The organism is Phenylobacterium sp. (genome assembly GCF_036501465.1).
GTDB lineage: Bacteria > Pseudomonadota > Alphaproteobacteria > Caulobacterales > Caulobacteraceae > Phenylobacterium.
The window spans coordinates 1-25,522 of record NZ_DASYAF010000160.1 but is presented as its reverse complement, the minus strand read 5'-3'; the positions used below and the strand labels follow the sequence as shown (position 1 = coordinate 25,522).

Here is a 25,522-nt window from a genome sequence, read left to right as displayed (position 1 = left end):
TGTCCGTCGCTCCCTAGGCGTTCCAGGCCCAGAGGGCGTAGGTCAGGATGGCCGCGACGCCCAGCAGCATCACGAAGGCGTAGTGGTAGAGGAAGCCGGTCTGCAGCTTGCCGGCGCCCTTGCCCACCTGCATGGAGACCGCCGAGACCCCGTCCGGCCCGAGGCCGTCGATGATCTTCTGGTCGCCGCCCTTCCAGAACAGGTCACCGAGGAACTTGGCCGCGCGCACGAAGGTCGCGTCATAGAACTCGTCGAAGAACCACTTGTTGTAGAGGAAAAGATAGACTGGGCCCTTGTTCGCCGCCCAGCGCGCGGCGATGCCTTCCTTCGTGATGTAGACCCAGAAGGCGAAGGCCAAGCCGGCCAGCGAGAAGATCAGCGGCGCCTGGGCCAGGTACCAGGGCGCTTCGGATTCCTTCAGGACGTGATTGTTGGCGGCCGTGAAGATCGCGCCGCGCCAGAACTCGTGCTGCTCCGCGCCGATGAACTTCTCCACGAAGAGGAAGCCCGAGGCGATCGCGCCCAGCGCCAGCAGCAGCAGCGGCAGGCGCATGCTCCAGGGGCTCTCGTGCGGCAAGGCCGGGCCATGGTGGCCGTGCCCGTGGTCGTCATGCCCGTGGTCTTCATGGGCGTGGGCGTCCGGGTGCGCCGCCTGCGGCTCCTGGTCCGCCGCGTGGTCGTGGTCGCGGTTGTGCCAGTGGTGCTCGAGATCCTCGCTCGTCCAGCGGGCGTGGCCGTTGAAGGTGAAGAACGCCAGACGCCAGGAGTAGAAGGCCGTCAGGCCCGCCACCAGGACCCCGATCACATAGGCGAAGTAGCCCATCGGGTCGCCCGCCTGCCCGGCCATGTAGCCGGCATGGATGATCGAGTCCTTGGAGTAGAAGCCGGCGAAGCCCAGCTCCACGCCGGGGATGCCCAGGCCGGTGATGGCGATGGTGCCGACGACCATCACTGCGCAGGTGATCGGCAGGTATTTCATCAGGCCGCCATAGCGGCGCATGTCCTGCTCGTGGGCCATGCCGTGGATCACCGAGCCGGCGCCCAGGAACAGCAGCGCCTTGAAGAAGGCGTGGGTGAACAGGTGGAACATCGAGGCCTGGTAGGCGCCGACGCCCGCGGCCATGAACATGTAGCCGAGCTGCGAACAGGTCGAATAGGCGATCACCCGTTTGATGTCGTTCTGCACCAGGGCGACGGTGGCGGCGAACAGGGCGGTGATGGCGCCGATGGCGACCACGATGTCCTTGGCGACCGGCGCGTATTCGAACATCGGCGACAGCAGGCAGACCATGTAGACGCCGGCGGTGACCATGGTCGCGGCATGGATCAGGGCGCTGACCGGCGTCGGGCCCTCCATGGCGTCGGGCAGCCAAGTGTGCAGGAAGAACTGCGCCGACTTGCCCATGGCGCCCACGAACAGCAGGGTGCAGGCCAGGTCCATCAGCCGCCAGTCCTGACCGATAAACAGCCAGGTCTTGTCCGCGTGGGCGGCCACCTGAGGGAAGATTTCGGCGAACTGGATCGAGCCTACCGACCAGAACACGGTCATGATGCCGAGCGCGAAGCCGAAGTCGCCCACCCGGTTGACCACGAAGGCCTTGATCGCCGCGGCGTTGGCGCTGGGCTTGTGGTGCCAGAAGCCGATCAGCAGGTAGCTGGCCAGGCCGACGCCTTCCCAGCCGAAAAACAGCTGCATGAAGTCGGCCGCGCTGATCAGGCTCAGCATGGCGAAGGTGAACAGCGACAGGTAGGCGAAGAACCTGGGCTTGCCCGGATCCTCGGCCATGTAGCCCCAGCTGTAGAGGTGCACGAGGCTGGAGACCGTGGTCACCACCACCAGCATCACCGCCGACAGGCCGTCCAGGCGGAACGACCAGTTGGAAACGAAATTCCCCACCTGGATGAAGGGCGCATAGGTGTTGGTGAAGGGCTGCAAGCCGCCCCAGGTCCACTGGGCGAACACCACCCACGACAGGATCGCCGACAGGAACAGCAGACCCGTGGTGATCGTCTGCGAGGCGACATTGCCGATGCGGCGGCCGAACAGGCCGGCGACGATCGCGCCCAGCAGGGGGCCATAGAGGATGATAGTGACGAGGAGCTTCGCGTCCATGCTCAGCCCTTCATCATCGAGGCGTCGTCCACGGCGATGTCGCCGCGGTTGCGGAAGAAGGTCACCAGGATCGCCAGGCCTACGGCGGCCTCGGCGGCCGCGACGGTGAGCACGAACATGGCGAACACCTGGCCGGTGACGTTGCCGAGGTAGGCCGAGAACGCCACCAGGTTGATGTTCACGGCGAGCAGGATCAGCTCCACCGACATCAGGATGACGATGATGTTCTTGCGGTTCACGAAGATGCCGAACACCCCGATGGTGAACAGGATCGCCGCCACCGCGAGATAGTGGGGAAGCCCGATACTCATAGGTCGACCCCTTCGCCGGGCTTGGGTTGGGCCATGCGCATGCCGCTTTTCGGCGTGCGCAGCACCTGGTCCATGATCACCTGGCGGCGCACGCCCGGCTTGTGGCGCAGGGTCAGCACGATGGCGCCGATCATCGCCACCAGCAGCACCATCCCCGCCGCCTGGAAGAAGTAGACGTAGTCGGTGTAGAGCACCCCGCCGATCGCCTCGGCATTGGGCACGCTGGGGCCCGAGGCGCCCGAGGCCATCGGCGTCTCCGACAGCCGGGCCGCGCCCTTGGTGGCGACGGTCGTGGACACGATCACCATCTCGACCGCAAGGCCGCCGGCGATCAGCCCGCCCAGCGGCATGTAGCGGGCGAAGCCCTGGCGCAGCTCGGCGAAGTCCACGTCGAGCATCATCACCACGAACAGGAACAGGACCGCGACGGCGCCCACGTAGACGACCACCAGCAGCATGGCGAGGAACTCGGCCCCGAGCAGCACGAAAAGCCCGGCCGCGGAGAAGAAGCTCGCGATCAGGAACAGCACCGAGTGCACCGGGTTGCGCGCGGAGACCACGGCGATCGCGCTTGCGATCGTTGTGGCCGCCATCAGGTAAAATGCGATCGCCTGCAGGGCCATCGGCTGGGTCAGCTCCCGTCCAAACTCTTGCGGATTCGCGTCTTCGAAAGACCCCGGGCGGGTCTTAGCGATAGGGCGCATCCAGTTCCAGATTCTTCGCGATCTCGCGTTCCCAGCGGTCGCCGTTATCCAGCAGCCGCTGCTTGTCGTAGTAGAGCTCCTCGCGGGTCTCGACCGCGAACTCGGTGTTCGGTCCCTCGACGATGGCGTCCACCGGGCAGGCCTCCTGGCACAGGCCGCAGTAGATGCATTTCACCATGTCGATGTCGTAGCGGGTGGTGCGGCGCGACCCGTCTTCGCGCGGCTCGGCCTCGATGGTGATGGCCTGGGCCGGACAGATGGCTTCGCAGAGCTTGCAGGCGATGCAGCGCTCCTCGCCGTTGGGATAGCGGCGCAGCGCATGCTCGCCGCGGAAGCGCGGGCTCTGCGGGTTGCGCTCGTGGGGATACTGCACGGTCGCCTTGGGGCGGACCATGTACTTCAGGCCGAGGCCCAGGGCGCCGGCGAAGTCCATCAACGCCGCGCCCTTCATCGCCTGGCCGATCCGGTTGAACATCATTTCACCTTGCAGACGTAGTCTTGGATGTAGGTCGGGTCGCCCTGGTCCTTGAGCACCAGTTCGCCGCCCTGGGCCGCACACTTGTCGTGCGCCTGCTTCAGGGCGTCGTAGTCGGCGGTGCCGGCGACGTTGTTGCCGGCCGTCTCGCAGGCTCCGAGCAGCAGGGCCGTCAGGCCTATGGCGAGGACCGCCCTCACCCGATGACCCCGTTGGCGTAGACGCGCCAACCGGCCACCAGGGCCACGGCCACAAGCGAGGTCGGCAGGAACACCTTCCAGCCCAGGCGCATCAGCTGGTCGTAGCGGTAGCGCGGCACGACCGAGCGGACCATGGCGTTCATGAAGAAGACGAAGAACGCCTTGGCCATCAGCATGATGAGGCCATGCACGCTGGCCACCCAGTTCGGCAGGTGGTCCAGATAGGGCGTCGGCCACGGCGCCTGCCAGCCGCCCAGGAACAGCACCGCCAGCAGGCTCGACATCAGGATGATGTTCGATGTCTCCGCCAGGTAGAACAACATGTAGGGCGTCGAGCCGTATTCGATGGCGTAGCCGGCCACCAGCTCGCTCTCCGCCTCGGGCAGGTCGAATGGCGGGCGGTTGGTCTCCGCCAGGCCGGAGATGAAGAAGATCACGCACATCGGGATCATCACCAGCGCCAGCGGCAGGTTGTGCAGCCCCGCGCCGCCCAGCAGGTTCCAGTTCCAGAAGCCGCCGCCCTGCTTCTCGACGATGGTCGTCAGGTTCAGGCTGCCCGACAGCAGGATCACCGTGATGATCACGAAGCCGATGGAGACCTCGTAGGAAACCATCTGCGCCGCTGAGCGAAGGGCGCCCAGGAACGGGTACTTCGAGTTCGACGCCCAGCCGCCCATGATGATGCCGTAGACGCCCATGGAGCTGACGGCGAACAGGTAGAGGATGCCGACGTTGATGTTCGACACGATCCAGCCGGGCGCCAGCGGGATCGCGGCCCAGGAGCCCAGCGCCAGGGTCACGCTGATCAACGGCGCCAGCAGGAAGACGAACTTGTCGGCGCCGGCCGGGACCACCAGCTCCTTGATCAGGAACTTGCCGAGATCGGCGAAGGACTGCAGCAGACCGAACGGGCCCACCACATTGGGGCCTTTGCGCATCTGCACGCCGGCGAAGATCTTGCGGTCGGCGTAGATCACGAACGCCACCACCAGCAGCAGCGGGATGGTGATCACCAGGATCTGGCCGACGGTCAGCAGGAACCAGATCAGCGGATTGTCGGCGTTGATTACGGCGTGTGTGGGCATGCTCACTCCGCCGCGATCTTGGTTGAGACGCCGGCCTGGGCGGCGCATTCGGCCATGGTGACGCTGGCCCGGGCTACCGGATTGGTCATGTAGAAGTTGGCCACCGCGCTCTTGAACGGAGCGTCGGAAACCTCGCCCTTCCCGCCCAGCGTCGAGACGTCAAAGCCGTCCGCGCCGGCCGGGCCGTCGACGTGGTCGATGCGGCCGAAGGTCGGGTGGTCGGCGAACAGCTTCGCGCGGAGCTGGTCGAGGTTGTCATAGGGCAGCTTGTGGCCGAGGCGTTCGGAGAGCGCCCGCAGGATCGCCCAGTCCTCGCGCGCCTCGCCCTTCGGGAAGACGGCGCGGAAGCCTCGCTGCACCCGGCCCTCGGTGTTGACGTAAAGGCCATCCTTCTCGGTGTAGGCGGCGCCCGGCAGGATCACGTCGGCGCCGTGCGCGCCACGGTCGCCGTGGGTCCCGAGGTAGACCTTGAAGGCCTTCGACGCGGCAGTGTCGATCTCGTCGGCGCCCAGCAGGAACAGCAGGTCCGCGCCGCCCTTGGCGGCCAGCTCGCCCGCGGTCTTGCCGCCGGCGACGGGGACGAAGCCCAGGTCCAGGCCGCCGACGCGGGACGCCGCGCTGTGCAGCACGTTCCAACTCATCTTGAAGGTCTTGGCGAGCGCGCCTGCCGCTTTCAGCACCGCGGCGCTGTCGGGGCGGTTGAGCGCACCCGCGCCGATGACGATAGCCGCCGAGTTCGCGCCGCGCAGGGCGTGGTTGAAATCGCTCTTGGCCTTGCCGAGGCCCGCCAGGTTCTTCGGCCCCGCGCCCAGGTGCTCATAGGGATAGGTCAGGTCGACCGCCTCGCCGACCACGCCCACCTTCAGCGCACCGGCCAGCCAGCGCTTGCGCAGCCGCGCGTTCAGCACCGGCGCCTCCAGGCGCGGATTGACGCCCACGAAAAGCACCACGTCGGCCGCCTCGATCCCGGCGATCGACGAATTGAACAGCCAGCTCGCCCGCGGGCCTGCGCCCAGCTGCATGCCGTCCTGGCGGCAGTCGGTGGACCGCACGCCCAGCGACCGGAAGAGGTCCAGCGCCGCCTTCATGGACTCCGTGTCCTGCAGGTCGCCGGCGATGACCCCGACGCGATCAGGCGCGGTGGCCTTCAGCTTGTCGGCGACGAGGCTCAGCGCCTCGTTCCAGGTCGCGGGCCGCAGCTTGCCGCCCTCGCGGACGTAGGGCCGATCCAGCCGCTGGCGCGCCAGGCCGTCGACCGCATAGCGCGTCTTGTCGGAGATCCACTCTTCGTTGACGTCCTCGTTGACCCGGGGCAGCACCCGCAGCACGGCCGCGCCGCGCGCATCCACCCGGATCGCGGAGCCCAGGGCGTCCATCACGTCGACGCTCTCGGTCTTCTTCAGTTCCCACGGCCTGGCGTTGAAGGCGTAGGGCTTCGACGTCAGCGCGCCCACCGGGCACAGGTCGATGATGTTGGCCGAAAGCTCCGACGTCACCGCCTTGTCGAGATAGGTCGTGATTTCAACATCTTCGCCGCGGGAGATGAGGCCGATCTCCGGCACGCCCGCCACTTCGGTGATGAAGCGGACGCAGCGCGTGCACTGGATGCAGCGGGTCATCACTGTCTTGATCAGCGGACCCATGAACTTCTCTTCGACAGCCCGCTTGTTGTCGGCATAGCGGCTATCGTCGCGGCCATAGCCCATGGCCTGGTCCTGCAGGTCACACTCGCCGCCCTGGTCGCAGATCGGGCAGTCCAGCGGGTGGTTGATGAGCAGGAACTCCATCACCCCGTGGCGGGCCTTCTTCACCATCGGCGTGTCGGTGAAGATCTCCATATTCTCGGCGGCCGGCAGGGCGCAGGAGGCCTGCGGCTTCGGCGGGCCAGGCTTCACCTCCACCAGGCACATGCGGCAGTTGCCGGCGATGGAGAGCCGCTCATGGTAGCAGAAGCGCGGGATCTCCTTGCCCGCGAGTTCGGCCACCTGCAGGACGTTCATGCCCTGCTCGAACTCGACCTCGACGCCGTCGACCTTGCAAATCGGCATGCGCCCTACTCCGCCGCTTGCAGGGAATGGCCCTGCACATGGGGCTTGCCGGCCCGGTAGAGGTTGATCCGCTCCTCCACCTCGTGGCGGAAATGGCGGAACAGGCCCTGGATCGGCCAGGCGGCTGCGTCGCCCAGGCCGCAGATGGTGTGCCCCTCGACCTGGCTGGCGACGTCGAGCAACAGGTCGATCTCGGCCATCTCGGCCTCGCCGGTGACCATCCGCTCCATCACCCGCCACATCCAGCCGGTGCCTTCGCGGCAAGGCGTGCACTGGCCGCAACTCTCGTGCTTGTAGAAATAGGCCGCCCGGGCGATCGCCTTCACCAGGTCGGCGTCCTTGTCGAACACGATCATGGTGCCGGTGCCGAGGCCCGAGCCGCGGGCCTGAAGGTCCTCGTAGGTCATGATCGCTTCGTCGCACTGGTCGGCCGGGATCATGCGCACCGAGATGCCGCCCGGGATCACCGCTTTCAGGTTCGACCAGCCGCCGCGCACGCCGCCGAAGTGGTCCTCGATCAGTTGTTTGACGCTGATGCCGACCGCATCCTCGACCACGCAGGGCTTGTTCAGGTGGCCGGAGCCGGCGAACAGCTTGGTGCCGGTGGATTTCTCCGTGCCGAAGCCCGCGAACCACTCCGCGCCGCGGCGCAGGATGGTGCCCACGACCGCGATGGTCTCGACATTGTTGACCGTCGTCGGGCAGCCATAGATGCCGGCGCCGGCCGGGAACGGGGGCTTCAGCCGCGGCTGGCCTTTCTTGCCCTCGAAACTCTCCATCAAGGCGGTCTCGTCGCCGCAGATGTAGGCGCCGCCGCCATGCGTCACGCGCACGTCGCAGTCCCAGCCGTGGACGTTGCCCTTGCCGATCAGCTTGGCGTCATAGGCCTGCTTGATCGCCGCCGTCAGGCGCTCACGTTCGAAGACGTATTCGCCGCGGATATAGATGTAGGCCGTGCGCGCCCGCATGGCCTTGCAGGCGATCAGGCAGCCCTCGATCAGCAGGTGCGGGTCGTTGCGCAGGATCTCACGGTCCTTACACGCGCCCGGCTCGCTCTCGTCGGCGTTGACCAGCAGGTAGTGCGGCCGCTCGCTCTCCTGCTTGGGCATGAAGGTCCACTTCAGGCCGGTGGCGAAGCCGGCGCCGCCGCGGCCGCGCAGGCCCGACGCCTTGACCTGGTCGCAGATCCACTCCGGCGTCTGGGCGACGATGTCTGCCGTCCCGTTCCAGCAGCCGCGCGCCTTGGCGCCCTCCAGGCCCCAGTCGTGGACGCCGTAGATGTTGAGGAAAATGCGGTCCTTGTCCGCGAGCAAACCGGCCACCGTCACGCCCCCTTACTGTCACGGCGCAGGCTCAGGACGAGCCCGATCTGTCCGGCAAATCCAATGGCCAGGGCGACAACCGCGACCCACCGGCCCCAGCTCTGCCCCTGTCCGAAGTAGAGGTAGAAGCCCGCGCCGGCCGCCACGAAGACCACGGCGCTGACCACCAGCATCAGCGCCAGCCGCTGTTTCATCTTGGCGATATCCGCGCTCATGCCGGGGCCTTCGTTTTGGAGGGCTTCTCGGGCAGGTTCGGGATCCTGATCTTCTTGGCCAGCGAGCCGTCGAAGAGCCTGGCGTCGGTCAAGGTCGTGGCGCCGCCCTCCGGCGCCGAGCCCTGGCGGCCGATCGCCGAACCGGGCTTCGGCTTCTTGCCGGCCGCGAAGTCGTCCAGCAGCTTCTCGAAGCTCTCCGGCGTCAGGTCCTCGTAGTAGTAGTCGTTGATGGCGGCCATCGGTGCGTTGGCGCAGGCGCCCATGCACTCGACTTCCTGCCAGTAGAACTTGCCGTCTTTGCTGCGATGGTTCGACGGGCCGAACTTGCGCCGGCAGACGGCCAGAAGGCCCTCCGAGCCGCGGGTCTGGCAGGGCGTGGTGCCGCAGACCTGGATCAGGGCGACGCTTCCCACCGGCTCCAGCATGAACATGGTGTAGAAGGTGGCGATCTCCAGCACCCGGATCACCGGCATGCCGAGCAGTTCGGCTGTGGCGCGGATGGCCGGCTCGGAGACCCAGCCCTCCTGTTTCTGCACCAGCCACAGGATCTGGATCACCGCCGACTGCTGCCGGCCGGCCGGGAAATGACCCATCACCTCGCGGGCGCGCTTCAGGCTCGCGGGGGAGAAGGCGAAGCTGGCGGGCTGGACCTGGGCCAGGCGGCGGACGCTCAACGGTCGATCTCCCCGAACACGATGTCCAGCGAACCCAGGATGGCGGAGACGTCGGCCAGCATGTGGCCGCGGCTCATCCAGTCCATCGCCTGCAGGAAGGGGTAGCTCGGCGCGCGGATCTTGCAGCGATAGGGCCGGTTGGTCCCGTCGGAGACCAGATAGACCCCGAACTCGCCCTTGGGCGCCTCGACGCAAGCGTAGACATCGCCGGGCGGGGTCCGATAGCCCTCGGTGAACAGTTTGAAATGGTGGATCAGCGACTCCATTGAGCGCTTCATCTCGCCACGCTTGGGCGGGGTGACCTTGTTGTCGGGCGCGAGCACCGGGCCCGGCGTCTTCATCAGCCGCTCGCAGCACTGGGCCATGATCTTCACCGACTGGCGCATCTCCTCCATGCGGCAGAGGTAGCGGTCGTAGCAATCGCCGTGTACGCCCAGCGGAATGTCGAATTCCAGGTCGTTGTAGCACTCGTAGGGCTGGGAACGGCGCAGCTCCCAGGCGATGCCCGAGCCGCGCACCATGACGCCGGAGAAGCCCCACGCCTGGGCCTCGTCTTTGGTCACCTTGCCGATGTCGACGTTGCGCTGCTTGAAGATGCGGTTGCCGGTGATCAGGCCTTCGATGTCGTCGAACACCTTCGGCACCTTGACGCACCAGTCCGCAATGTCCCGAACCAGCTCCGGCGGCAGATCCTGGCGCACGCCGCCCACGCGGAAGTAGTTGGCGTGCATGCGCGCGCCCGAGGCCCGCTCGTAGAACACCATCAGCTTCTCGCGCTCTTCGAAGCCCCACAGCGGAGGCGTGAGCGCGCCGACGTCCATGGCCTGGGTCGTGACGTTCAGGATGTGGTTCAGGATCCGCCCGATTTCCGAATAGAGCACCCGGATGAGCTGGGCGCGGATCGGGATCTCGACGCCCATCAGCTTCTCGATGGCGAGCACATAGGCGTGCTCCTGGTTCATCGGGGCGACGTAGTCGAGGCGGTCGAAATAGGGGATCGTCTGCTGATAGGGCCGGGCCTCCATCAGCTTCTCGGTGCCGCGGTGGAGCAGGCCGATGTGCGGGTCGACGCGCTCGACCACCTCGCCGTCCAGCTCCAGCACCATGCGCAGCACGCCGTGCGCCGCCGGATGTTGAGGGCCGAAGTTGATGTTGAACTTGCGGACCTTGGTCTCGCCCGGGTGTTCCGGGGCGAAGAAGTCGCTGTCCTCAGCCGGGGAAGCCGCGCCGGTCATTTGCCAGGCTCCTTCGCGGCAGGGAGCGCCTTCTGGTCTCCGGGAAGCAGCGGCGCATAGCCGGGCTCGGCGCCTTCCCAGGGGCTCAGGAAGTCCCAGTTGCGCCACTCCACCGACTTAACCGGTTCATAGACCACCCGCTTCAGCTCGTCGTCGTAGCGGACCTCGACGTAGCCGGTCATCGGGAAGTCCTTCCGCAGCGGATGGCCGTGGAAGCCGTAGTCGGTGAGGATGCGCCGCAGGTCCGGGTGGCCGTCGAAGAACACCCCGTACATGTCGAAGGTCTCGCGCTCGAACCAGTCGGCGCTCGGGAAGACACCGGTCACCGAGGGGACGGCGGTGTCCTCGTCGGTCTCGACCTTCACCCGACAGCGCAGGTTCCGGGTCATCGACAACAGGTGATAGACCACGTCGAAGCGCTTCGCCCGCTCCGGATAGTCCGCGCCGCAGACATCGATCAGGATCGAGAAGCGCAGGGCCTCATCGTCGCGCAGGCGGGTGAGCGCGGCCACGACGGTGTCCGGGCTCGCCCACAGGGTCAGCTCGCCAAACGCGACCTGATGGCGGGTGAAGGGGCCTTTGCCCTTGGCGACGAGGCCCTTGCCCAGCTTGTCCAAGGCGGCCGGAGTGGCTGGCCAGGTCATCGCAGGATCGTCCCGGTGCGGCGGATCTTCTTCTGCAGCTGCAGCACGCCGTAGACCAGGGCCTCGGCGGTGGGCGGGCAGCCAGGCACATAGACGTCCACCGGCACGATCCGATCGCAGCCGCGAACGGTGGAGTAGCTGAAGTAGTAGTAGCCGCCGCCGTTGGCGCAGGAGCCCATGGAGATCACATAGCGGGGCTCCGGCATCTGGTCGTAGACCTTGCGCAGCGCCGGAGCCATCTTGTTCACCAGCGTGCCGGCGACGATCATCACGTCGCTCTGGCGCGGGCTGCCGCGCGGGGCGAAGCCGTAGCGTTCCAGGTCGTAGCGCGGCATCGACGCCTGCATCATCTCCACGGCGCAGCAGGCCAGACCGAAGGTCATCCACATCAGCGAGCCCGTGCGGGCCCAGGTGATCAGATCGTCGACGCCGGCGGTGATGAAGCCCTTGTCGGCCAATTGCTGGCTGACGCCGTCGAAGAACGGGTCATGCGCCTGCGGATTGTAGCCCTCGACCGTGGTGCGCCCGGCGGAACCCGCAGGGACGATGGCGCCGGAGCCCGGCGGGACGGTCACTCCCATTCCAGGGCTCCCTTCTTCCACTCATAGATGAAGCCCACCGTGAGCACGCCCAGGAAGCTCATCATCGACCAGAATGCGAACTGGCCCACCGCCGCCGGCAGCTTCATCAGCGCCACGGCCCAGGGGAACAGGAAGGCGACTTCGAGGTCGAAGATGATGAACAGGATGGAGACCAGGTAGAAACGGACGTCGAACTTCATCCGGGCGTCGTCGAAGGCGTTGAAGCCGCACTCGTAGCTTGAGAGCTTCTCAGGGTCCGGGGCCCTGGGCGCCAGCCCGCCGGCGAACAGGATGAAGATGACCCCCAGCGCCGCCGCGATCCCCAGGAAGATCACGATGGGCAGGTACTGGAGCAGGAAGGCGTTCATGGTGGTCCTTGCAGCCCCGAGTCGGAGCTCCCTACAAGGGAGGCGGTCGGGGAGTCGCGGGCCGTTCTAGACCACACATCCGGCGGTTTCAAACAGGGGCGTGTTGCGGCGCGGAAAGCTCACGGAGGCGTCGCCGCAGGCTCACGAAAAATGCCGGTGTTACGCGGCCTGCGACAGCATCTTCCGTTGACACGATTCCACCCGGGACATATCAGACGCGCCTCGCGTTTCGGCGCGGGCCTCTACATGTGCGGATGTAGCTCAGTTGGTTAGAGCGCCGGCCTGTCACGCCGGAGGTCGCGGGTTCAAGTCCCGTCATTCGCGCCACCCTCCCAGATCCCGACAATCAAGCCTGGTCACGCGATAGCCTCGCCCTGCTAAGCTGCCCCGAGGTCAACCTGGGAGGCGCAGCGATGCAGGCGGTCCGGCAGGCGATCGGAATCCTCGCAGGATGCGCCGCCATCCTGTCCTCTCACACGGCCGCCGCGGAGCCGGCGTCTGGAACGACGCGGTTCATACTCGACGGCAACCGGGTCTACGCCGAGTTGGACTTCTTGAGGCCGGATGGGTCGGTGCATCGAGCCCTGGCTTTTGTGGACATGGGCGCGCCGGACATGACGGTGAATGAGGCGCTGCACGAAGATCTCCACCTGGGCGCTGATCAACCGCTGGCTTTCAAAGTTGGCGGCCTGACTGTCAGGGTCCCAGCGTCCTCGGTGCAGCAGACCCATGGCCGGCCGCAGGGTCTTGCCGGCGAGAGCGTGGAGGCGACGCTGCCGGCCAGCGTGCTGCAGACCTACCAGGTGGTGATCGACTATCGCGCGCGGCGTTTGACGCTCGCCCGGCCCGGCGTGCTCAAGCCGGTTGGGGTGGCGACGCCGTTCCGGATCAATGAGGCGACTGGAATCATCTCGGTTGACGCCATTATCGACGGAAGCCGTTACGCGCTGACGATCGACAACGGCTCGGCGTGGACCTGGCTGCGGCAGGACGCGGTGCGAGACTGGGAAAGCCGGCATCCCACCTGGGCCCACGGAGTTGGCGCCGTCGGCGCCAGCAACATGATGATGGTCGGCGATCTCGAGGCGACGGGCCTGCTCGCACGGGTGCCGACGATGGCGGTGGGCGCCGTTTCGCTGACGAGTGTCGATGTCCTGGGTCCTGGACCGACCACCGCCTTCCCGTTCGAGCTCTTCGATTGGTATTCGCGGAAGAACGCCCGGCCCGTGCTGGGCTGGCTGGGCGGCAATGTCCTGAAGCGTTACCGCCTGACTATCGACTATCCGCACCGCGAACTCTACTGGCTGGCCGAGTCGCCGCCGGACCGGCATGAACTGGATCAGGTCGGCGTGACGTTGCGGCGGCGGGGCGCAGACTATCTGATCGCTGCGGTCGCCAGGCGGAACGACTGCCTCAGCGTCCCGGCCGCGCGGGTCGGCGACAAGCTGCTGGCTGTCGACGGAATGGCCCTGAAAGACGCCTCATGGGGGGCCATCTTCACCGCCCTTCACGGTCGCCCGGGCGAGCGGCGAACCCTCACGGTGGAGCGGGATGGCCAAGTCATGAGGATCGCCGCAGCCGTCACCGCCTTCTAGGGGCCGGACCGCGCATAGGGGCCCAGGGCGTCGATCAGCGGCCGCAGGCGTTCGGCGTGGCGCGCCCAGCGGCGGACCGAACTGGCGTAGATCGGCCGTCGCACCTGGCTCGCGCTGGCGGTGGCCACGGCGCCCCGGCGCGTATGGAAGTCCAGCACGGCCGGGTCCCAGGCCAGGCCCACGGCCGCCAGCAGGGCGCGGCTCGTGGATTCGGGATCGGCGACCAGGGCCTCATAGCTCACTTCGACCACCCGCCCCGGCGTGAGGGCGGCCCAGTGGTTCATGATCGCCCGGTAGCGAACATATTCGGCGCCAATGTCGGCCAGGTCGTAGAGGGTCTCCTCGCCGCGGGCGAACAGCTGGCGCCAGCACGCGAAGCCGGTGTCGATCGGGTCTCGCAGGCTGTGCAGGATGACGGCGTTCGGGAACAGGGCGCCGATCACCCCGGCGTGCAGATAGTCCTCCAGCGTCTTGTCGACGAACCGCGAACGCCCGTCCCAGCCGCGAGCCCGCATGGCCTCCAGGTAGCGGACGGCGAGACCTCGGGCGGCCGCGGCGGTCTTCGGGTAGCCGGTCTCCAGCAGGCGGGGCAGGACGCCGGTCTCGCCCAGGCCCTGGACCTGCGGATGGCTGGCCAGGATCTGTTCGACCAGGGTCGAGCCCGAGCGAGGGAAACCCACGATGAAGATCGGCGCGGCGGTCGCACTCCCCTGCCCTCTCAGGCGCGCGATCAGCTCGGGCGTCGCAGCGGCGCGGACCTGGTCGGACGCCTGGGCGTTGGCGCGGGCCGCGCCGGCCACGTCCAGCCGCGCGCACTGGGCGCGGTTGCCGGCCTCGTAGGCGTCGAAGGCCTCGGTTTCGCGGCCTCGGCCGCCCAGGACCTCGCCCAGGGCGAACCAGAGCCCGATCCGCGCGCCGGTTTCCGTCGTCGGGTCGGCGGCCGCGGCCTGCATGGCGGCCAGGTCGGCGTCATCGACGGCGGCCGGATCGATCAGGGCGATGCGGGTGAGCGCCGCCCAGCGCTGCAGCGGCTCGGCGGCCAGGACGCGGTTCTGGGCGATGGCCTCGGCGGACCGGCCGAGCGCCGCCAGGGCTCCCGCCAGTCCCACTCGGCTTTCGGCGGCGGGCTGCAGGTCGACGGCGCGGGCATAGGCCTCCGCCGCACCGGCCCAGTCGCTCAGCTGTTGGCGCACGGCGGCCAGGTTGTGCTGGGCGGGCGCGAAGTCCGGCGCGCGTTGAGCCAGGGCCTCCAGCCGCGCGCGCGCGCGCTCCAGCCGACCCTGGTTCAGGTCGATGACCGCCAGGGAATAGGGCGCGCGCAGGTCGTCGGGGGCTTCGCGCTCCAGGCGGCGGTAGACCTGGGCGGCGACGTCCAGGCGGCCGGCTCGGAAGTGCGCCGCGGCCTCATCCAGCGCCCGCGAAAAAGTAGCCGGATCCGCGGGTTCGGACGGCGACCCGCGCCGCCCGCGCCGCAAACCCGGCCGTGGGGAGGATGTCATGATCTGACGGGCCTGCGAGGCATGAGCCGATGGTAGCGCCTCACGCGCCGCGCCAGGAAGGGCGGCCGCGCCCCGAGAGACGCGGCCGTCGCCTTTTATTGCCAGCGGTAGCGGAACTCGACCCCGAAGGTGCGCGGGTTCAGCAGGCTGAAGCTGGTGCCGATGTTCCCCGGCGCCACCAGGGCCCCAACGGCGCCATCGAAGCCGTTGCTGTCGAAGACGTTGTTGACGTAGCCGATCACGTTGTAGCGGTTCTTCGCGTCGGTCCAGACGGCCCGCAGGTTGACCTGCGTGTAGGCCGGCGCGAGGTCATAGGACCGGTTGAACAGGCCACCGTAGGTCGCGTCCTTCCAGACGTAGGTGCCCGAAAGCGCGAGCTTCCCGGGATCGAACTGCCAGGTGTAGATCGCATTGACCGACACCTTGTTCGGCGGCGATTCCGGAAGCTTCTCACCCTTCAGGTTCTGGGTGACCGCCGTCGCCCCGACTGCGTTGTTGCAGCCCGAGGTGTTCGCGCCGGGCAGAGCCGCCGCCGGGTCGACCGTGTCTTCGAAGCAGGCGCCGGCGTCGTTCACCTCGGCGTCGAGGTGCGCGTACTGGGCGCTGAGGACGAAGGCGTCGTTCGGCTGCCAGGTGGCTTCCAGCTCCTCGCCGCTGATGTGAACGTCCTTGAGGTTGAACAGCTGGGCCGAGATCAGGCCCTGGGCGTTCTGCACGTTCAGGGGAATCTGGTCGTTCTTGTAGTTGTCATAGAAGATCGCCGCGTTCAGTCGGAACTGATTGGCGAAGGTCTTCTTCAGGCCGATCTCATAGGCGTCCACCGTCTCCAACCCGGTCTCGGGATTGGCCCCGATCGTGAAGGTGGTGAAGCCGCCGGCCTTATAGCCCCGGCTGTACTTGGCGTAGACCAGGGTGTTCGCGTCCGGCGTCCAGTCGACGCCCAGATCGCCGGTCCAGGCGTTCCACTGCGCATTGAGCAGGCGGTGGGCGAAGCCGGTGGCAGGATTGATCGACGCAGGCCCCGCGCCGGGGAAGCTGACCCCCAAACTGGCGGCTGCGGCGAGCGAGGTGATGTCCAGCGCCGGCGTCGCCGCGCCGAAATTGCTCGGCATGAAGGTGGTGCCGCCGCCCAGCGGGACAGCGAACTGCTCGAAACGCCAGAACTGCTCACCGAACTTGTGGTCGTAGGTGTAGCGGACGCCGACGTGGGCCTTCCACTCGTCGCTGAACTTGTAGTCGATGTGACCGAAGGCGGCGACGGAGTCGTAGAGAAGCCGGGTGTCGGAGGTCGACGCCGCGCTCATCGGGTTGACCGGAGCCGGTGTCAGCGCGCCCGTGGCCAGGTTCAGGAGGTCAGGATGGGCGAACTGGGGCTGGTTGGGCTGCACGCCCGCATCGACCGGCTGGTCATAGGCTTCGTGATAGTAGTAGGCGCCGGCGATCCACTGCAGCGGGCTCTGGTCCGTCGAGGTCAGGTCGATCTCGTGGCTGAAGAACGCGTCGTTCTCCTGAAAGAACGTGGTGGTGGGCGGCGCGTGGATGGTGAGCGGCTGACTGCAGGCCGCAGCGCTGTAGCCGCCGCCGGCGGCGTCGAGTTCGCAGAGCCCCACCGTACCGGCCGGCTGACCCGCCAGCTGGTATGAGGTGACCCCGGAGTCGGCGTAGCCGGTGAAGTTCAGCACGTAGTTGAACTTCTGATAGCCGCCTAGGTAGGTCAGGTCGAAGCTCGGGAAGTGGTAGGTCAGGTTGGTGGCGAGCGCGATGTCGCCATGCTGCTTATTGGTCGACGTCGCTTCCTGGATGAAGGTCCGCGGGTCGCCGATCGTCGGGTTGTTGCCCGGGAAGGCGTTGGCGAACACCGGACCGCCGGTCACGGAGCCCGGGACGACCGACTGGCCCAGCGCCGTCGCGCCCGTGCAACCCGCCGCGCCGCCCGGGCTCGTCGCCACGCCAGGCAAGCCGCAGAGGCCGAAGAAGTTGCTCGGCGAGAAGGCGCCGTTCAGCTGGTAGTTGTTCGGAATCGAGGCGCGGTTGGCGAGCTGGTGATAGTCGGCTTCGAACCGGCCGCTGGACGCCATGGCCCAGGCGTCGAGGTGCTCGCCGAGGTTCGCGTCGAGCTGCGCTTCCCAGTATTGCGACTGGCCGGCGCCGAGCTGCGGCAGGCCGCCGCCCTGGCGGGGACCGTCGAGGTTCTTGAAGTAGCCGCCGTTCTCCTGGGTGACATTGCCGCCCAGCCGGAACCGCAGCCAGTCGTTGATCGGGCCGGAGACGACCGCCTCGCCCCAGTACCGCTGGTTGTTGGCGACGCCCACGCGCCCCTCGGCGTAGTAGTCCTTGGTGGGCTTCTGGGAGGTGTAGTTGATCGAGCCGCCGTCGGCGTTCGCGCCGTGCAGGGTGTTCTGCGGGCCACGATCGATTTCAACCGTCGAGATGAACAGGTCGGAGTGCTGCAGCAGGATGGTGGCGTTCGCACCGTCGTAGACGCCGTTGTAGTAGGTCGCCACGGCCGAGGCGACGGCCAGGTTGTCGGTGTTGCGGCCGATGCCGCGCATGTACGGGCGGTCGGTGTTGGCGTTGTACGAGAAGCCCGGCGTGAAGTTGGTCAGGTCTTGAACCGACTCGATGCCGACCAGGGTGCGCTGCTCGGCGCTGAACGCGGTGACCGCGACCGGCACGGACTCCAGCTTCTCTTCACGCTTTTGCGCGACGACGACGAGGTCGGACAATGTGGTGGTGGTCGCAGCGTCCGCGGCGGCGGCTTTCGCCGGCGCCGACTGGGCATAGGCCTGGACCGAAAAGAGACTCGCGGCCAGCACCAACGCCGAGCCGCCACAGAAATGGCTGTGCTTCATTCCCCTATCCTCCCTTTGTGTTCCGGCTCGGCTCTCAGGCCAAGTCCTGATGGAACAGTAGGCAATGGCGCCTAGAGGGAGAAGCGTACAGACAAGCTCGTGCTTGGCAAGGACCGTGTTTCGCTACGGAAACCTTTCGCGTGACAGGCGCAATCGAGCGTGGCGCCAAAGAGACATAACCGCGGTCCCTCAGGTATCGGAATCGAGCCCTGTGACACCGCCGGTTGGCCCGGCAGGCCGCCCGAAGGGGCGGTGCGGAATCAGGCCTGCGGGTAAAACCCGCGGGTCCGGTGGCGCGAAGCGCTCATCGCAGCGTCCTCAGGCCACGGGCTCGGGCTGTTTCATCAGCACGAAGTCCTCGGGGTTCGGCGCGAGCGTGGCGCGCCAATAGTCAATCAGGCCGAAGGGCCAGTTCTGGCTCACCCGCCCGAACTCGTTCTTGTACCAGCTTGTCACGCCAGCCGAGCCCCAGGCCCAGCCCTTGTTGGCCTCGTCCACCCGGACGTTGAAGGCGTCGTGCACGCCCTTCTTGACCTCCAGCGCCCGCGCGCCGGTCTCGGCCAACAGCCTGACGCAGCCCACGATGTAGCGGACCGCGCACTCCGAGAAGAAGATGATCGAGCCGTTCACGACGATGTTGGTGTTGGGCCCGTAGATCATGAAGAAGTTCGGGAAGCCCGGCGTCGTCATGCCCAGGTAAGCGCGCGCGTCGCCCGACCAGGCCTCGTGCAGTTCCGTTCCGCCGCGCCCGACGACCTTCAGCCCCGACAGGAATTTCGAGGCGGTGAAGCCGGTGCCGTAGATCAGCAAGTCGACCTGGTGCTCGACGCCGTCTGCGGTGACCACGCCTTTCGGCGTGATCTTGCTGATCGCCTCGGTGACCAGGGCGACGTTGGGTCGTTTCAGCGCGCCCAGCCAGACGCCGTTGTCCAGCACCGCGCGCTTGCCGCCGACCGGATAGGTCGGCACGACATTGGGCAACAGGTCCGGGCGGTCTTCCACCTGGGCGGCGAGCGCCGCGGCGGCCATCTCGCGCAGGCCCAGGTTCATGGCGCCCACGGCGGTGGACGGGCCGTTCCAACCCTCGTCGGCCTTGACCATCGGCAGGAAGCCCTCGGTGGTCATCCAGAACAGCCAGAAGCGGTACCATTTGTCGTAGTAGGGCAGATTCTCCAGCAGCCACGGCATGCCGGGCGGCACGTCCTCATGATAGTGCGGCACCGGCAGGCCCCAAGGCGGGGTGCGCTGGAAGACGGTCAGGTGGGCCACCTTGGGCGCGATCTCCGGCACGAACTGATAGGCCGAGGCGCCCGTGCCGATCACCGCGACGCGCTTGCCGGTCAGGTCGACGTCGTGACGCCATTCGGCGGAGTGGAAGGCCGGCCCCTCGAAAGTCCCGACGCCCTCGATCTGCGGGATACGCGGCCGATTGAGCTGGCCCACCGCGGTGATCACCGCATTGGCCTCGACCGTCTCGCGCCGCCCGTCCTTGTGCTTCAGCTCCACGCGCCAGGCGGCGTGCGCCTCGTCCCAGGCCAGACGCTCCACCGTCGTCTCAAAGCGGATGTGCTTCTTCAGGTCGTACTTGTCGGCGATTCCACGGAAGTACTTCAGCAGCTCCGGCTGGGGCGAGAAGTGCTGCGGCCAGTTGTGGTTCGGCTCGAAGGAATAGCTGTACTGGTGGTTGGAATTGTCCACCCGGCAGCCCGGGTAGGTGTTGACCAGCCAAGTGCCGCCGACGTCGGGGTTCGACTCCACGATCTCAAAATGCACGCTGGCCTGGCTGAGGCGGATGCCGGCCAAAAGGCCCGACATGCCGGCGCCGATCACCAGGACTTTCAGCTTGCGCGCGGCGGCCCGCAACTGCGGCTGGTCGAATTGCGGGTCTTTGCTCGAGCGGCCGGAGATCGCGAGCTCGTCCAGCAGGAAGTCGGCATATTCCTCCGGGATCGGGGCGCCGGCCACGAAGTCCATCATCTTGCGAAGGGTGGGAAGGTCGGGGGTCGCAGCCTTCACCAGGCCGTCCTTCAGGTAGGCTTCGATGGCGGCCTTGGCCTTCGCGCGGATTTCATCCTGCATTTGCGGCGGCAGGCCCGTGTCGCCGCGCGACAGCGGAACATAGACCGGCGTCCACTCTGGCTTCAGCCACGAGGCGTCGCCCGTCACATGCACCAGAGCCGCCAGCAAGGCCGGCAGGTGGGCGGTTTCAAGGGCCTGATCGAGATCGCTGCTCATGGTCGTTTCCCGCCAGGTTATCGTTGTTCACAACCATGACTCCGGCCCGCGGCGGATGTCACCTCGAAAGCGCGCGCTGGGCGGCCCGGATCGCCTCGCGGGCCTGCGGCGGCAGCGCCAGGCCGCTGGCGGCCAGGTTCTCCCGCAGGTGCCCCAGCCGCGTCGCGCCGACCACGGCGCAGGCGACGCCGGGATTGGCGAGCACATAGGCCAGCGCCGCCTGGGCGGCGGTCATCTGCGGCAAGCCGTTCAGGAACCCGAAGCGGGCGGCGGCCTCCATCTCCCGTCGATGCCGCAGCCGGCCGCGGGCGGCGTACCAGAGGTCGCGCGGCGCGCGGACCTTTCGCGGCGTCAGGTGACCCATGGCCAGCGGCATGCCGGCCAGCACGCCCTTGTCCGCCGCCGCCGCGCGGGCGATCAGCGGCTCGCGCTCCGGACGCAGGACGTTGTAGTCGACCATCACCACGTCGATCTGCGGCAGGCCGAGCGCCTGGTCGATCACCGCCGGGTCGAAGCTGTTGACCCCCACCGCCCGCGCCACGCCCCTGCCCTTCAGGCCCGCCATGGTGTCGGCGAGCCGGTCGAGCTCTTCGACCGATGGCCCGTGCAGTTGCAGCAGCGGCGGGACTTCCAGGCCCAGGGCCTTCAGGCTGCGCTCGGCGCTGGCGATGATGGCGGCGGGCGAGAAATCGCGGCCCACGCGCCCGCCCTTCGCGAAGGTGCCGGCCTTGGTGGCGACCACCAGGCCGGAGACGTCGCGCCCCTTCAGCGCCCGTCCCAGGCGCGGCTCGGCATGGCCGCCGGAATAGCTGGCGCCGGTGTCGAAGAACCTCACGCCGCCGTCGATGGCGGCGTGGACGAGGCCCAGGGCCTCGCGCTCGGAGAACTGCGGCTTGCCCCACCAGCTCGCGGCGCCGAAGCCGATCTCGGAGACCATGAGCCCCGTCCGGCCGAGCGGGCGGTAGAGCATGGCCCCTAGCGCGCTGTCGGTTGGGCGAGATCGGTCGCCAGATCGTCCTCGAAGGAGGCGGCGGGCCGCAGGAGGTGGCCGAACGCGAACCGAACCACGAGGAAGACGACGGCCGCGCCGGCGACCAGGGCGGCATGCACCAGCCAGAACTGCGCCGCCGGCATCTTCTCCAACTGACCGCCCAGCCAGCCCACGAACAGGTTCCCGGCGAAGAGGTGCAGATAGTAGAGGCCGACGATCGAACCTGCGATCGCCCGCGGCGCGGAGCGGGCATAGAAGGCAAGCCCGACCGGCAGGACATTGGCGAAGCCAATGTCGTTGAACAGATGGAAGGCCAGGAGCCAGCCTAGAGACGTCTTACCGCCCGCCGGCGTCAACGAAGCGCCTAGGGCGAGGCAGATAGGTCCCAAGGCGCCGATCAGACAGCCGATGATCAGCTTTCCCAGTTCGTCGGGCTCGGCCCAGCGCTTCGCCCACCACCGCCAGAACACCACCATCAAGGCGATCGTGGAGACCGACACGAAGGCGTCCACCGAGATCAGCAGCTCTGTGAGGATCTTGTGTCCGAAGATCTGCAGATCGGCGCTGCGCTCCGCCCAGACGAGATAGGCGTTGAAAATTTCCTGGTTCCCGACGACCGAGGCCGAGAGCACCGGCAACAGGGCGATCAGCAGGACCGAAACACCGATTTCTCGTCCGGTCAGCGGCGCGCGCGCGACCCGGGTTTCGCGGGTCTTGCGCGCCTCGTCTGGCGGCAGGAAGCGGCGCCCAGACAGGTAGATCACCAGCGAGATCAGCATGCCGACACCGGCGGCTCCGAAGCCCCAGTGCCAAGCCACCTCATGGGCCAGGAAGCCGGTCACCGCCGGCGCGACGATCACGCCTGCGTTGATGCCGATGTAGAATATCTGGAAGGCGTCGGCGCGGCGGCCGTCCGTCTCGGAATAGAGTTGCGACACCTGGGTTGCGATATTGCCCTTGAAGCAGCCGGTGCCCAGCATCAGGCAGAGCAGCGCCGCCAGGAACGACTGGTCGAAAGCCATCAGGAAGTGACCGAGCGCCATCAGGCAGGCGCCCAGCACGATGGTCTTCGTGCGGCCCAGCACCCGGTCGGCCAGCAGCCCTCCGAAGAAGGGCGTGAGATAGACCAGCGCCGTGTAGATGCCGAATACCGCCGAGGCGAGCGCCTGGTCGCTCATCGGATGGCCGTGTTCGATGGCCGCGCGGAAAGGAACGAAGCCCGCGATGTTCTCCACATGCCCGGGGAGCAGCAGCTGGTGGATCATGTAGAGCACCAGCAGGGTCTGCATGCCGTAGTAGGAGAACCGCTCCCAGGCCTCGGTGAAGGCGAGATAGGCCAGGCCTTTTGGATGGCCGAAGAAGGCAGTGTCGTCCGTTACGGAGGTAACTTCGCTCATGGAATCCCCTCGCGACGCCGGGAGTTAGGCATGAAAGCTGAGGTGAGCGGAAGTGTGCATTCTTAGGCGCGCCTCCAGCCCTCAGGGCGCGAGCGCCTTCATTTCACGGTCGATGACGCCGACGATCCGCGCCCATGCGGCCGTGGTCGGGATCACCAGGTCGAAGTGGGCCGCGTCGGGGATCACCACCACCTCGGCGGCGTCACCAGCCTGGCGCGCGCGCAACGCATAGTCGCGTCCGGTGTAGGGCGGCATCACCGCGTCGAACGCGCCGTGGACCATCACCGTCCGCGCGCCACTGGGCAGCAGGGCCGCGGGCGAGGTGTCGGCGAAGGGGTCGCGGCGATGCGCGGAATCCACCAGCCGTGCGATGGTGTCGTCGCCGCAGGGCAAGGCGAACACGCGGCCCTGCCCGTCCAGGTCGCCGATGCCGGCCAGGCTGACGACGGCCCCGATCTTCAGGGGGTTCGCGGCGTGCAGCGGACTTGCGGCCGGGATACGCGCGCGGCTCGCCGCCCACAGCGCCAGGTGCCCGCCCGCTGAGTGGCCGACCGCCACGACGCGCTTCAAGTCGAGGTCGTACTTCGCCGCCTGGTCGCGCAGGCCGTCGATCGCGGCGGCCACGTCCAGGAAGGTGCCGGGATAGTCCGCACCGGCCTCACCCAGCTTTCGGTACTCGACATTCCAGACCGCATAGCCGTGGCCCGCCAGGTCGGCGGCGATGGCGCTGGTCTGCGGGAAGCCTTCGTACTGCTTCAGGAAGCAGCCGCCGTGCAGCAGGATCACGACCGGATGCGGGCCTTTCGCCTTCGGAAGGAAGAGTTCGGCGACCTGCGCCGGCGCAGGGCCGTAGCGCACCTGCGCGTCGGGCGCATGGCGCGGCTGGCGCATGTAGTCGTTGAGCGAAGCGGGCTCGGCGGCGGCCATGGTCGCGCTCAATAGCATCCCAAGCAGCGTCGCCCACCTGAGCATGTGTCGCTCCGTCCGTCTTCAGATCGTGGCGGGTCTGGTCTAGAAGCCGCGATGACGGGCGGCTAGCTCAGCTGGTTAGAGCATCTCGTTTACACCGAGAGGGTCGGGGGTTCGAATCCCTCGCCGCCCACCATCCTGCTTCGCCCCGCGGGCTTCGCAGGACAGATCCTCGAGTTGTTGGCGAAGCAGGATGCCCTTCGAAGCCCTGGCGGAAGAGGGGCGGCCCTACGAGTTCAGCGTCTCCTTCAGCGTGTCGCCCACCCGGAAGCGGCAGGTCTGCTGGGCCTTGCGCTTCACAGTCTCGCCCGTGCGCGGGTTGCGCGCGGTGCCGGCGGGCCGCTTGATCGGCACGAAGCTGCCGAAGCCTACCAGCCGCACTTCCTGGCCCGCCTTGAGCGAGGTCGACACCGAGGCGATGAAGGCGTCCATGGCCGCCTTGGCCTGCGCCCGATTCAAGCCCGTCTTGTCGGCCACCTCAGCGACGAGTTCGGCCTTGGTCATGTCCGTCTCTCCCACCCGGTTCTTGTTCTAGGCGGAAAGGCCCCCCGGCAGCCCCTCACCAAATTCGAATCAACGCATGTCCGAGCGTGGCCGTCAAACGGCAGCGGCGCGGGAATCGCTCCCGCGCCGCCCGATGACACAACTTGTGATCAGCACGATCGGGTGATCGCCAATCAGTGGGTGAGCATGGACTCCTGATCGGTGTCGTCCGGGATCGAAACCGGCGGCGCATCGGCTTCCGACCACTCGATCGCCACTGGCATCCGCGTGAGCGCGTGGCTCAGCACCTCGTCCATGGTGGAGACCGGAACGATCTTCATCTCCGACTTCACATTGTCCGGCACCTCGGCCAGGTCCTTCTCGTTCTCCGTCGGGATCAGCACGGTCTTGACGCCGGAGCGCAGGGCCGCGAGCAGCTTCTCCTTCAGGCCGCCGATGGCGGTGACCCGGCCGCGCAGCGTGACCTCGCCGGTCATGGCGATGTCCTTCTTGATCGGGATGCCGGTCAGCACCGAGACGATGGCGGTGGCCATGGCCGCGCCGGCGGACGGGCCGTCCTTGGGCGTGGCGCCGTCCGGCACGTGGATGTGGACGTCGGTCTTCTCGAACATCGGCGGCTCGAGCCCGAACTTGGTCGCGCGGCTGCGGACATAGCTGTTCGCCGCCGAGATCGACTCCTTCATCACGTCCTTCAGGTTGCCGGTGACCGTCATGCGGCCCTTGCCCGGCATCTTCACCGCCTCGATGGTCAGGATGTCGCCGCCGAAGTCGGTGTAGGCTAGGCCGGTGATGATCCCGACCTGATCCTCGGTGTCCATCTCGCCATACTTGTACTTGCGCACGCCGGCGTACTTGCCGAGCCGCTCGTCGTCGACGGTGATGGTCAGCAGGTGCTCGCGCGCCATGTCCCGAACAGTCTTGCGCGCCAGGTTGCCCAGCTCCCGCTCCAGCGACCGCACGCCGCTCTCGCGAGTGTAGTAGCGGATCAGGTCGCGGATCGCCTGATCGGGCACCACGAACTCCTCGGGCTTCAGCCCGTGGTCCTTGGTCACCTTCGGCAGGATGTGCCGCTTGGCGATCTCCACCTTCTCGTCCTCGGTGTAGCCGGGGATGCGGATGATCTCCATGCGGTCCAGCAGCGGCTGGGGCATGTTCAGGCTGTTGGCCGTGGTGACGAACATCACCGGCGACAGGTCGTAATCGACCTCCAGATAGTGGTCGGCGAAGGTGGAGTTCTGCGCCGGATCCAGCACCTCGAGCAGGGCCGAGGACGGGTCGCCCCGCCAGTCGGCGCCCATCTTGTCGATCTCGTCCAACAGGAAGAAGGCGTTGGTCGACTTGGCCTTCTTCATCGACTGGATGACCTTGCCGGGCATCGAGCCGATGTAGGTCCGCCGGTGGCCGCGGATCTCGGCCTCGTCGCGCACGCCGCCCAGGGAGACGCGCACGAACTCGCGGCCGGTGGCCTTGGCGATCGAGCGGCCGAGCGAGGTCTTGCCGACGCC

The 25,522-nt window shown here is 67.4% G+C and carries 23 protein-coding genes and 2 tRNA genes; 3 read left to right on the top strand and 22 right to left on the bottom strand.

The window, feature by feature from the left end:
• Positions 1-13: 13 nt before the first annotated feature.
• From nuoL to VGL85_RS18925, 14 genes are all read right to left on the bottom strand, one after another.
• Entirely contained in the window at positions 14-2,113 is a 2,100-nt protein-coding gene (gene nuoL, locus VGL85_RS18990) for an NADH-quinone oxidoreductase subunit L (protein WP_331590578.1), read from the bottom strand.
• A gap of 2 nt (positions 2,114-2,115) precedes the next feature.
• Complete coding sequence (gene nuoK / locus VGL85_RS18985; RefSeq protein WP_331590577.1) at positions 2,116-2,424, bottom strand: NADH-quinone oxidoreductase subunit NuoK; 309 nt, start codon at positions 2,422-2,424, stop codon at positions 2,116-2,118.
• Positions 2,421-3,047, bottom strand: a complete 627-nt coding sequence (locus VGL85_RS18980; protein ID WP_331590576.1) for an NADH-quinone oxidoreductase subunit J — start codon at positions 3,045-3,047, stop codon at positions 2,421-2,423. Before VGL85_RS18980 ends, nuoK begins: the two co-directional genes overlap by 4 nt.
• 64 nt (positions 3,048-3,111) lie before the next feature.
• Positions 3,112-3,603, bottom strand: a complete 492-nt coding sequence (gene nuoI, locus VGL85_RS18975) for an NADH-quinone oxidoreductase subunit NuoI (protein ID WP_331590575.1) — start codon at positions 3,601-3,603, stop codon at positions 3,112-3,114.
• Entirely contained in the window at positions 3,603-3,803 is a 201-nt protein-coding gene (locus VGL85_RS18970) for a hypothetical protein (RefSeq protein WP_331590574.1), read from the bottom strand. Before VGL85_RS18970 ends, nuoI begins: the two co-directional genes overlap by 1 nt.
• Positions 3,800-4,888, bottom strand: coding sequence for an NADH-quinone oxidoreductase subunit NuoH (gene nuoH / locus VGL85_RS18965; RefSeq protein ID WP_331590573.1), 1,089 nt, complete (start codon positions 4,886-4,888; stop codon positions 3,800-3,802). The genes VGL85_RS18970 and nuoH overlap by 4 nt, the downstream gene beginning before the upstream one ends.
• 2 nt (positions 4,889-4,890) lie before the next feature.
• Entirely contained in the window at positions 4,891-6,936 is a 2,046-nt protein-coding gene (gene nuoG / locus VGL85_RS18960) for an NADH-quinone oxidoreductase subunit NuoG (RefSeq protein ID WP_331590572.1), read from the bottom strand.
• Positions 6,937-6,941: 5 nt separating this feature from the next.
• Positions 6,942-8,258 (bottom strand): NADH-quinone oxidoreductase subunit NuoF, encoded by a 1,317-nt coding sequence (nuoF, locus tag VGL85_RS18955; RefSeq protein ID WP_331590571.1) that lies wholly within the window; start codon positions 8,256-8,258, stop codon positions 6,942-6,944.
• 2 nt (positions 8,259-8,260) lie between these two features.
• Positions 8,261-8,473, bottom strand: a complete 213-nt coding sequence (locus VGL85_RS18950; protein WP_331590570.1) for a hypothetical protein — start codon at positions 8,471-8,473, stop codon at positions 8,261-8,263.
• On the bottom strand, positions 8,470-9,147 hold the full coding sequence (gene nuoE, locus VGL85_RS18945) for an NADH-quinone oxidoreductase subunit NuoE (protein ID WP_331590569.1): 678 nt from the start codon (positions 9,145-9,147) through the stop codon (positions 8,470-8,472). The genes VGL85_RS18950 and nuoE overlap by 4 nt, the downstream gene beginning before the upstream one ends.
• Positions 9,144-10,382, bottom strand: a complete 1,239-nt coding sequence (locus tag VGL85_RS18940; RefSeq protein ID WP_331590568.1) for an NADH-quinone oxidoreductase subunit D — start codon at positions 10,380-10,382, stop codon at positions 9,144-9,146. The genes nuoE and VGL85_RS18940 overlap by 4 nt, the downstream gene beginning before the upstream one ends.
• A complete protein-coding gene (locus VGL85_RS18935) occupies positions 10,379-11,026 on the bottom strand; it encodes an NADH-quinone oxidoreductase subunit C (RefSeq protein WP_331590567.1) in 648 nt (215 codons plus the stop codon). Before VGL85_RS18935 ends, VGL85_RS18940 begins: the two co-directional genes overlap by 4 nt.
• Complete coding sequence (locus tag VGL85_RS18930) at positions 11,023-11,628, bottom strand: NADH-quinone oxidoreductase subunit B (protein WP_331590566.1); 606 nt, start codon at positions 11,626-11,628, stop codon at positions 11,023-11,025. Before VGL85_RS18930 ends, VGL85_RS18935 begins: the two co-directional genes overlap by 4 nt.
• Positions 11,598-11,975, bottom strand: coding sequence for an NADH-quinone oxidoreductase subunit A (locus tag VGL85_RS18925; protein WP_331590565.1), 378 nt, complete (start codon positions 11,973-11,975; stop codon positions 11,598-11,600). Before VGL85_RS18925 ends, VGL85_RS18930 begins: the two co-directional genes overlap by 31 nt.
• 250 nt (positions 11,976-12,225) lie before the next feature.
• Between VGL85_RS18925 and VGL85_RS18920 the strand changes: the two genes are divergently transcribed.
• Both VGL85_RS18920 and VGL85_RS18915 read left to right on the top strand, forming a co-directional pair.
• Positions 12,226-12,302: transfer RNA gene (locus VGL85_RS18920), tRNA-Asp, on the top strand.
• Between the two features lie 86 nt (positions 12,303-12,388).
• A complete protein-coding gene (locus tag VGL85_RS18915) occupies positions 12,389-13,570 on the top strand; it encodes a hypothetical protein (protein ID WP_331590564.1) in 1,182 nt (393 codons plus the stop codon).
• On the opposite strand, the gene VGL85_RS18910 is transcribed toward VGL85_RS18915, so the two are convergent.
• The 6 genes from VGL85_RS18910 to VGL85_RS18885 all read right to left on the bottom strand — a co-directional run bounded on the left by VGL85_RS18910 (position 13,567) and on the right by VGL85_RS18885 (position 23,483).
• Positions 13,567-15,069 carry a tetratricopeptide repeat-containing sulfotransferase family protein gene (locus tag VGL85_RS18910; RefSeq protein ID WP_331590563.1) on the bottom strand — a complete coding sequence of 501 codons (1,503 nt, stop codon included), beginning with the start codon at positions 15,067-15,069 and terminating at the stop codon, positions 13,567-13,569. The two genes, VGL85_RS18915 and VGL85_RS18910, sit on opposite strands and share 4 nt — an antisense overlap.
• 95 nt (positions 15,070-15,164) lie before the next feature.
• Positions 15,165-17,921, bottom strand: coding sequence for a TonB-dependent receptor (locus VGL85_RS18905; RefSeq protein ID WP_331590562.1), 2,757 nt, complete (start codon positions 17,919-17,921; stop codon positions 15,165-15,167).
• A gap of 318 nt (positions 17,922-18,239) precedes the next feature.
• Complete coding sequence (locus tag VGL85_RS18900) at positions 18,240-20,156, bottom strand: NAD(P)/FAD-dependent oxidoreductase (RefSeq protein WP_331590561.1); 1,917 nt, start codon at positions 20,154-20,156, stop codon at positions 18,240-18,242.
• A gap of 58 nt (positions 20,157-20,214) precedes the next feature.
• Positions 20,215-21,126 (bottom strand): aldo/keto reductase, encoded by a 912-nt coding sequence (locus VGL85_RS18895; RefSeq protein WP_331590560.1) that lies wholly within the window; start codon positions 21,124-21,126, stop codon positions 20,215-20,217.
• A 5-nt stretch (positions 21,127-21,131) separates the two neighbouring features.
• Complete coding sequence (locus VGL85_RS18890) at positions 21,132-22,544, bottom strand: peptide MFS transporter (protein ID WP_331590559.1); 1,413 nt, start codon at positions 22,542-22,544, stop codon at positions 21,132-21,134.
• 81 nt (positions 22,545-22,625) lie between these two features.
• Positions 22,626-23,483 carry an alpha/beta hydrolase gene (locus tag VGL85_RS18885; protein WP_331590558.1) on the bottom strand — a complete coding sequence of 286 codons (858 nt, stop codon included), beginning with the start codon at positions 23,481-23,483 and terminating at the stop codon, positions 22,626-22,628.
• Between the two features lie 89 nt (positions 23,484-23,572).
• Between VGL85_RS18885 and VGL85_RS18880 the strand changes: the two genes are divergently transcribed.
• Positions 23,573-23,649: transfer RNA gene (locus VGL85_RS18880), tRNA-Val, on the top strand.
• A 92-nt stretch (positions 23,650-23,741) separates the two neighbouring features.
• Here the strand turns inward: VGL85_RS18880 and VGL85_RS18875 are convergent.
• Together VGL85_RS18875 and lon are read right to left on the bottom strand one after the other, a co-directional pair.
• Positions 23,742-24,017, bottom strand: coding sequence for an HU family DNA-binding protein (locus tag VGL85_RS18875; protein ID WP_331590557.1), 276 nt, complete (start codon positions 24,015-24,017; stop codon positions 23,742-23,744).
• A gap of 173 nt (positions 24,018-24,190) precedes the next feature.
• On the bottom strand, positions 24,191-25,522 hold a 1,332-nt coding region (lon, locus tag VGL85_RS18870; protein ID WP_331590556.1), incomplete at its 5' end, for an endopeptidase La.

Bases quoted from the DNA above. Each gene is read 5' to 3' on its own strand.
- nuoL (WP_331590578.1), bottom strand. From the start codon at position 2,113: ATGGACGCGAAGCTCCTCGTCACTATCATCCTCTATGGCCCCCTGCTG.
- nuoK (WP_331590577.1), bottom strand. From the start codon at position 2,424: ATGAGTATCGGGCTTCCCCACTATCTCGCGGTGGCGGCGATCCTGTTC.
- VGL85_RS18980 (WP_331590576.1), bottom strand. From the start codon at position 3,047: ATGGCCCTGCAGGCGATCGCATTTTACCTGATGGCGGCCACAACGATC.
- nuoI (WP_331590575.1), bottom strand. From the start codon at position 3,603: ATGTTCAACCGGATCGGCCAGGCGATGAAGGGCGCGGCGTTGATGGAC.
- nuoH (WP_331590573.1), bottom strand. From the start codon at position 4,888: ATGCCCACACACGCCGTAATCAACGCCGACAATCCGCTGATCTGGTTC.
- nuoG (WP_331590572.1), bottom strand. From the start codon at position 6,936: ATGCCGATTTGCAAGGTCGACGGCGTCGAGGTCGAGTTCGAGCAGGGC.
- VGL85_RS18950 (WP_331590570.1), bottom strand. From the start codon at position 8,473: ATGAGCGCGGATATCGCCAAGATGAAACAGCGGCTGGCGCTGATGCTG.
- VGL85_RS18940 (WP_331590568.1), bottom strand. From the start codon at position 10,382: ATGACCGGCGCGGCTTCCCCGGCTGAGGACAGCGACTTCTTCGCCCCG.
- VGL85_RS18935 (WP_331590567.1), bottom strand. From the start codon at position 11,026: ATGACCTGGCCAGCCACTCCGGCCGCCTTGGACAAGCTGGGCAAGGGC.
- VGL85_RS18925 (WP_331590565.1), bottom strand. From the start codon at position 11,975: ATGAACGCCTTCCTGCTCCAGTACCTGCCCATCGTGATCTTCCTGGGG.
- VGL85_RS18915 (WP_331590564.1), top strand. From the start codon at position 12,389: ATGCAGGCGGTCCGGCAGGCGATCGGAATCCTCGCAGGATGCGCCGCC.
- VGL85_RS18910 (WP_331590563.1), bottom strand. From the start codon at position 15,069: ATGACATCCTCCCCACGGCCGGGTTTGCGGCGCGGGCGGCGCGGGTCG.
- VGL85_RS18905 (WP_331590562.1), bottom strand. From the start codon at position 17,921: ATGAAGCACAGCCATTTCTGTGGCGGCTCGGCGTTGGTGCTGGCCGCG.
- VGL85_RS18900 (WP_331590561.1), bottom strand. From the start codon at position 20,156: ATGAGCAGCGATCTCGATCAGGCCCTTGAAACCGCCCACCTGCCGGCC.
- VGL85_RS18895 (WP_331590560.1), bottom strand. From the start codon at position 21,126: ATGCTCTACCGCCCGCTCGGCCGGACGGGGCTCATGGTCTCCGAGATC.
- VGL85_RS18890 (WP_331590559.1), bottom strand. From the start codon at position 22,544: ATGAGCGAAGTTACCTCCGTAACGGACGACACTGCCTTCTTCGGCCAT.
- VGL85_RS18875 (WP_331590557.1), bottom strand. From the start codon at position 24,017: ATGACCAAGGCCGAACTCGTCGCTGAGGTGGCCGACAAGACGGGCTTG.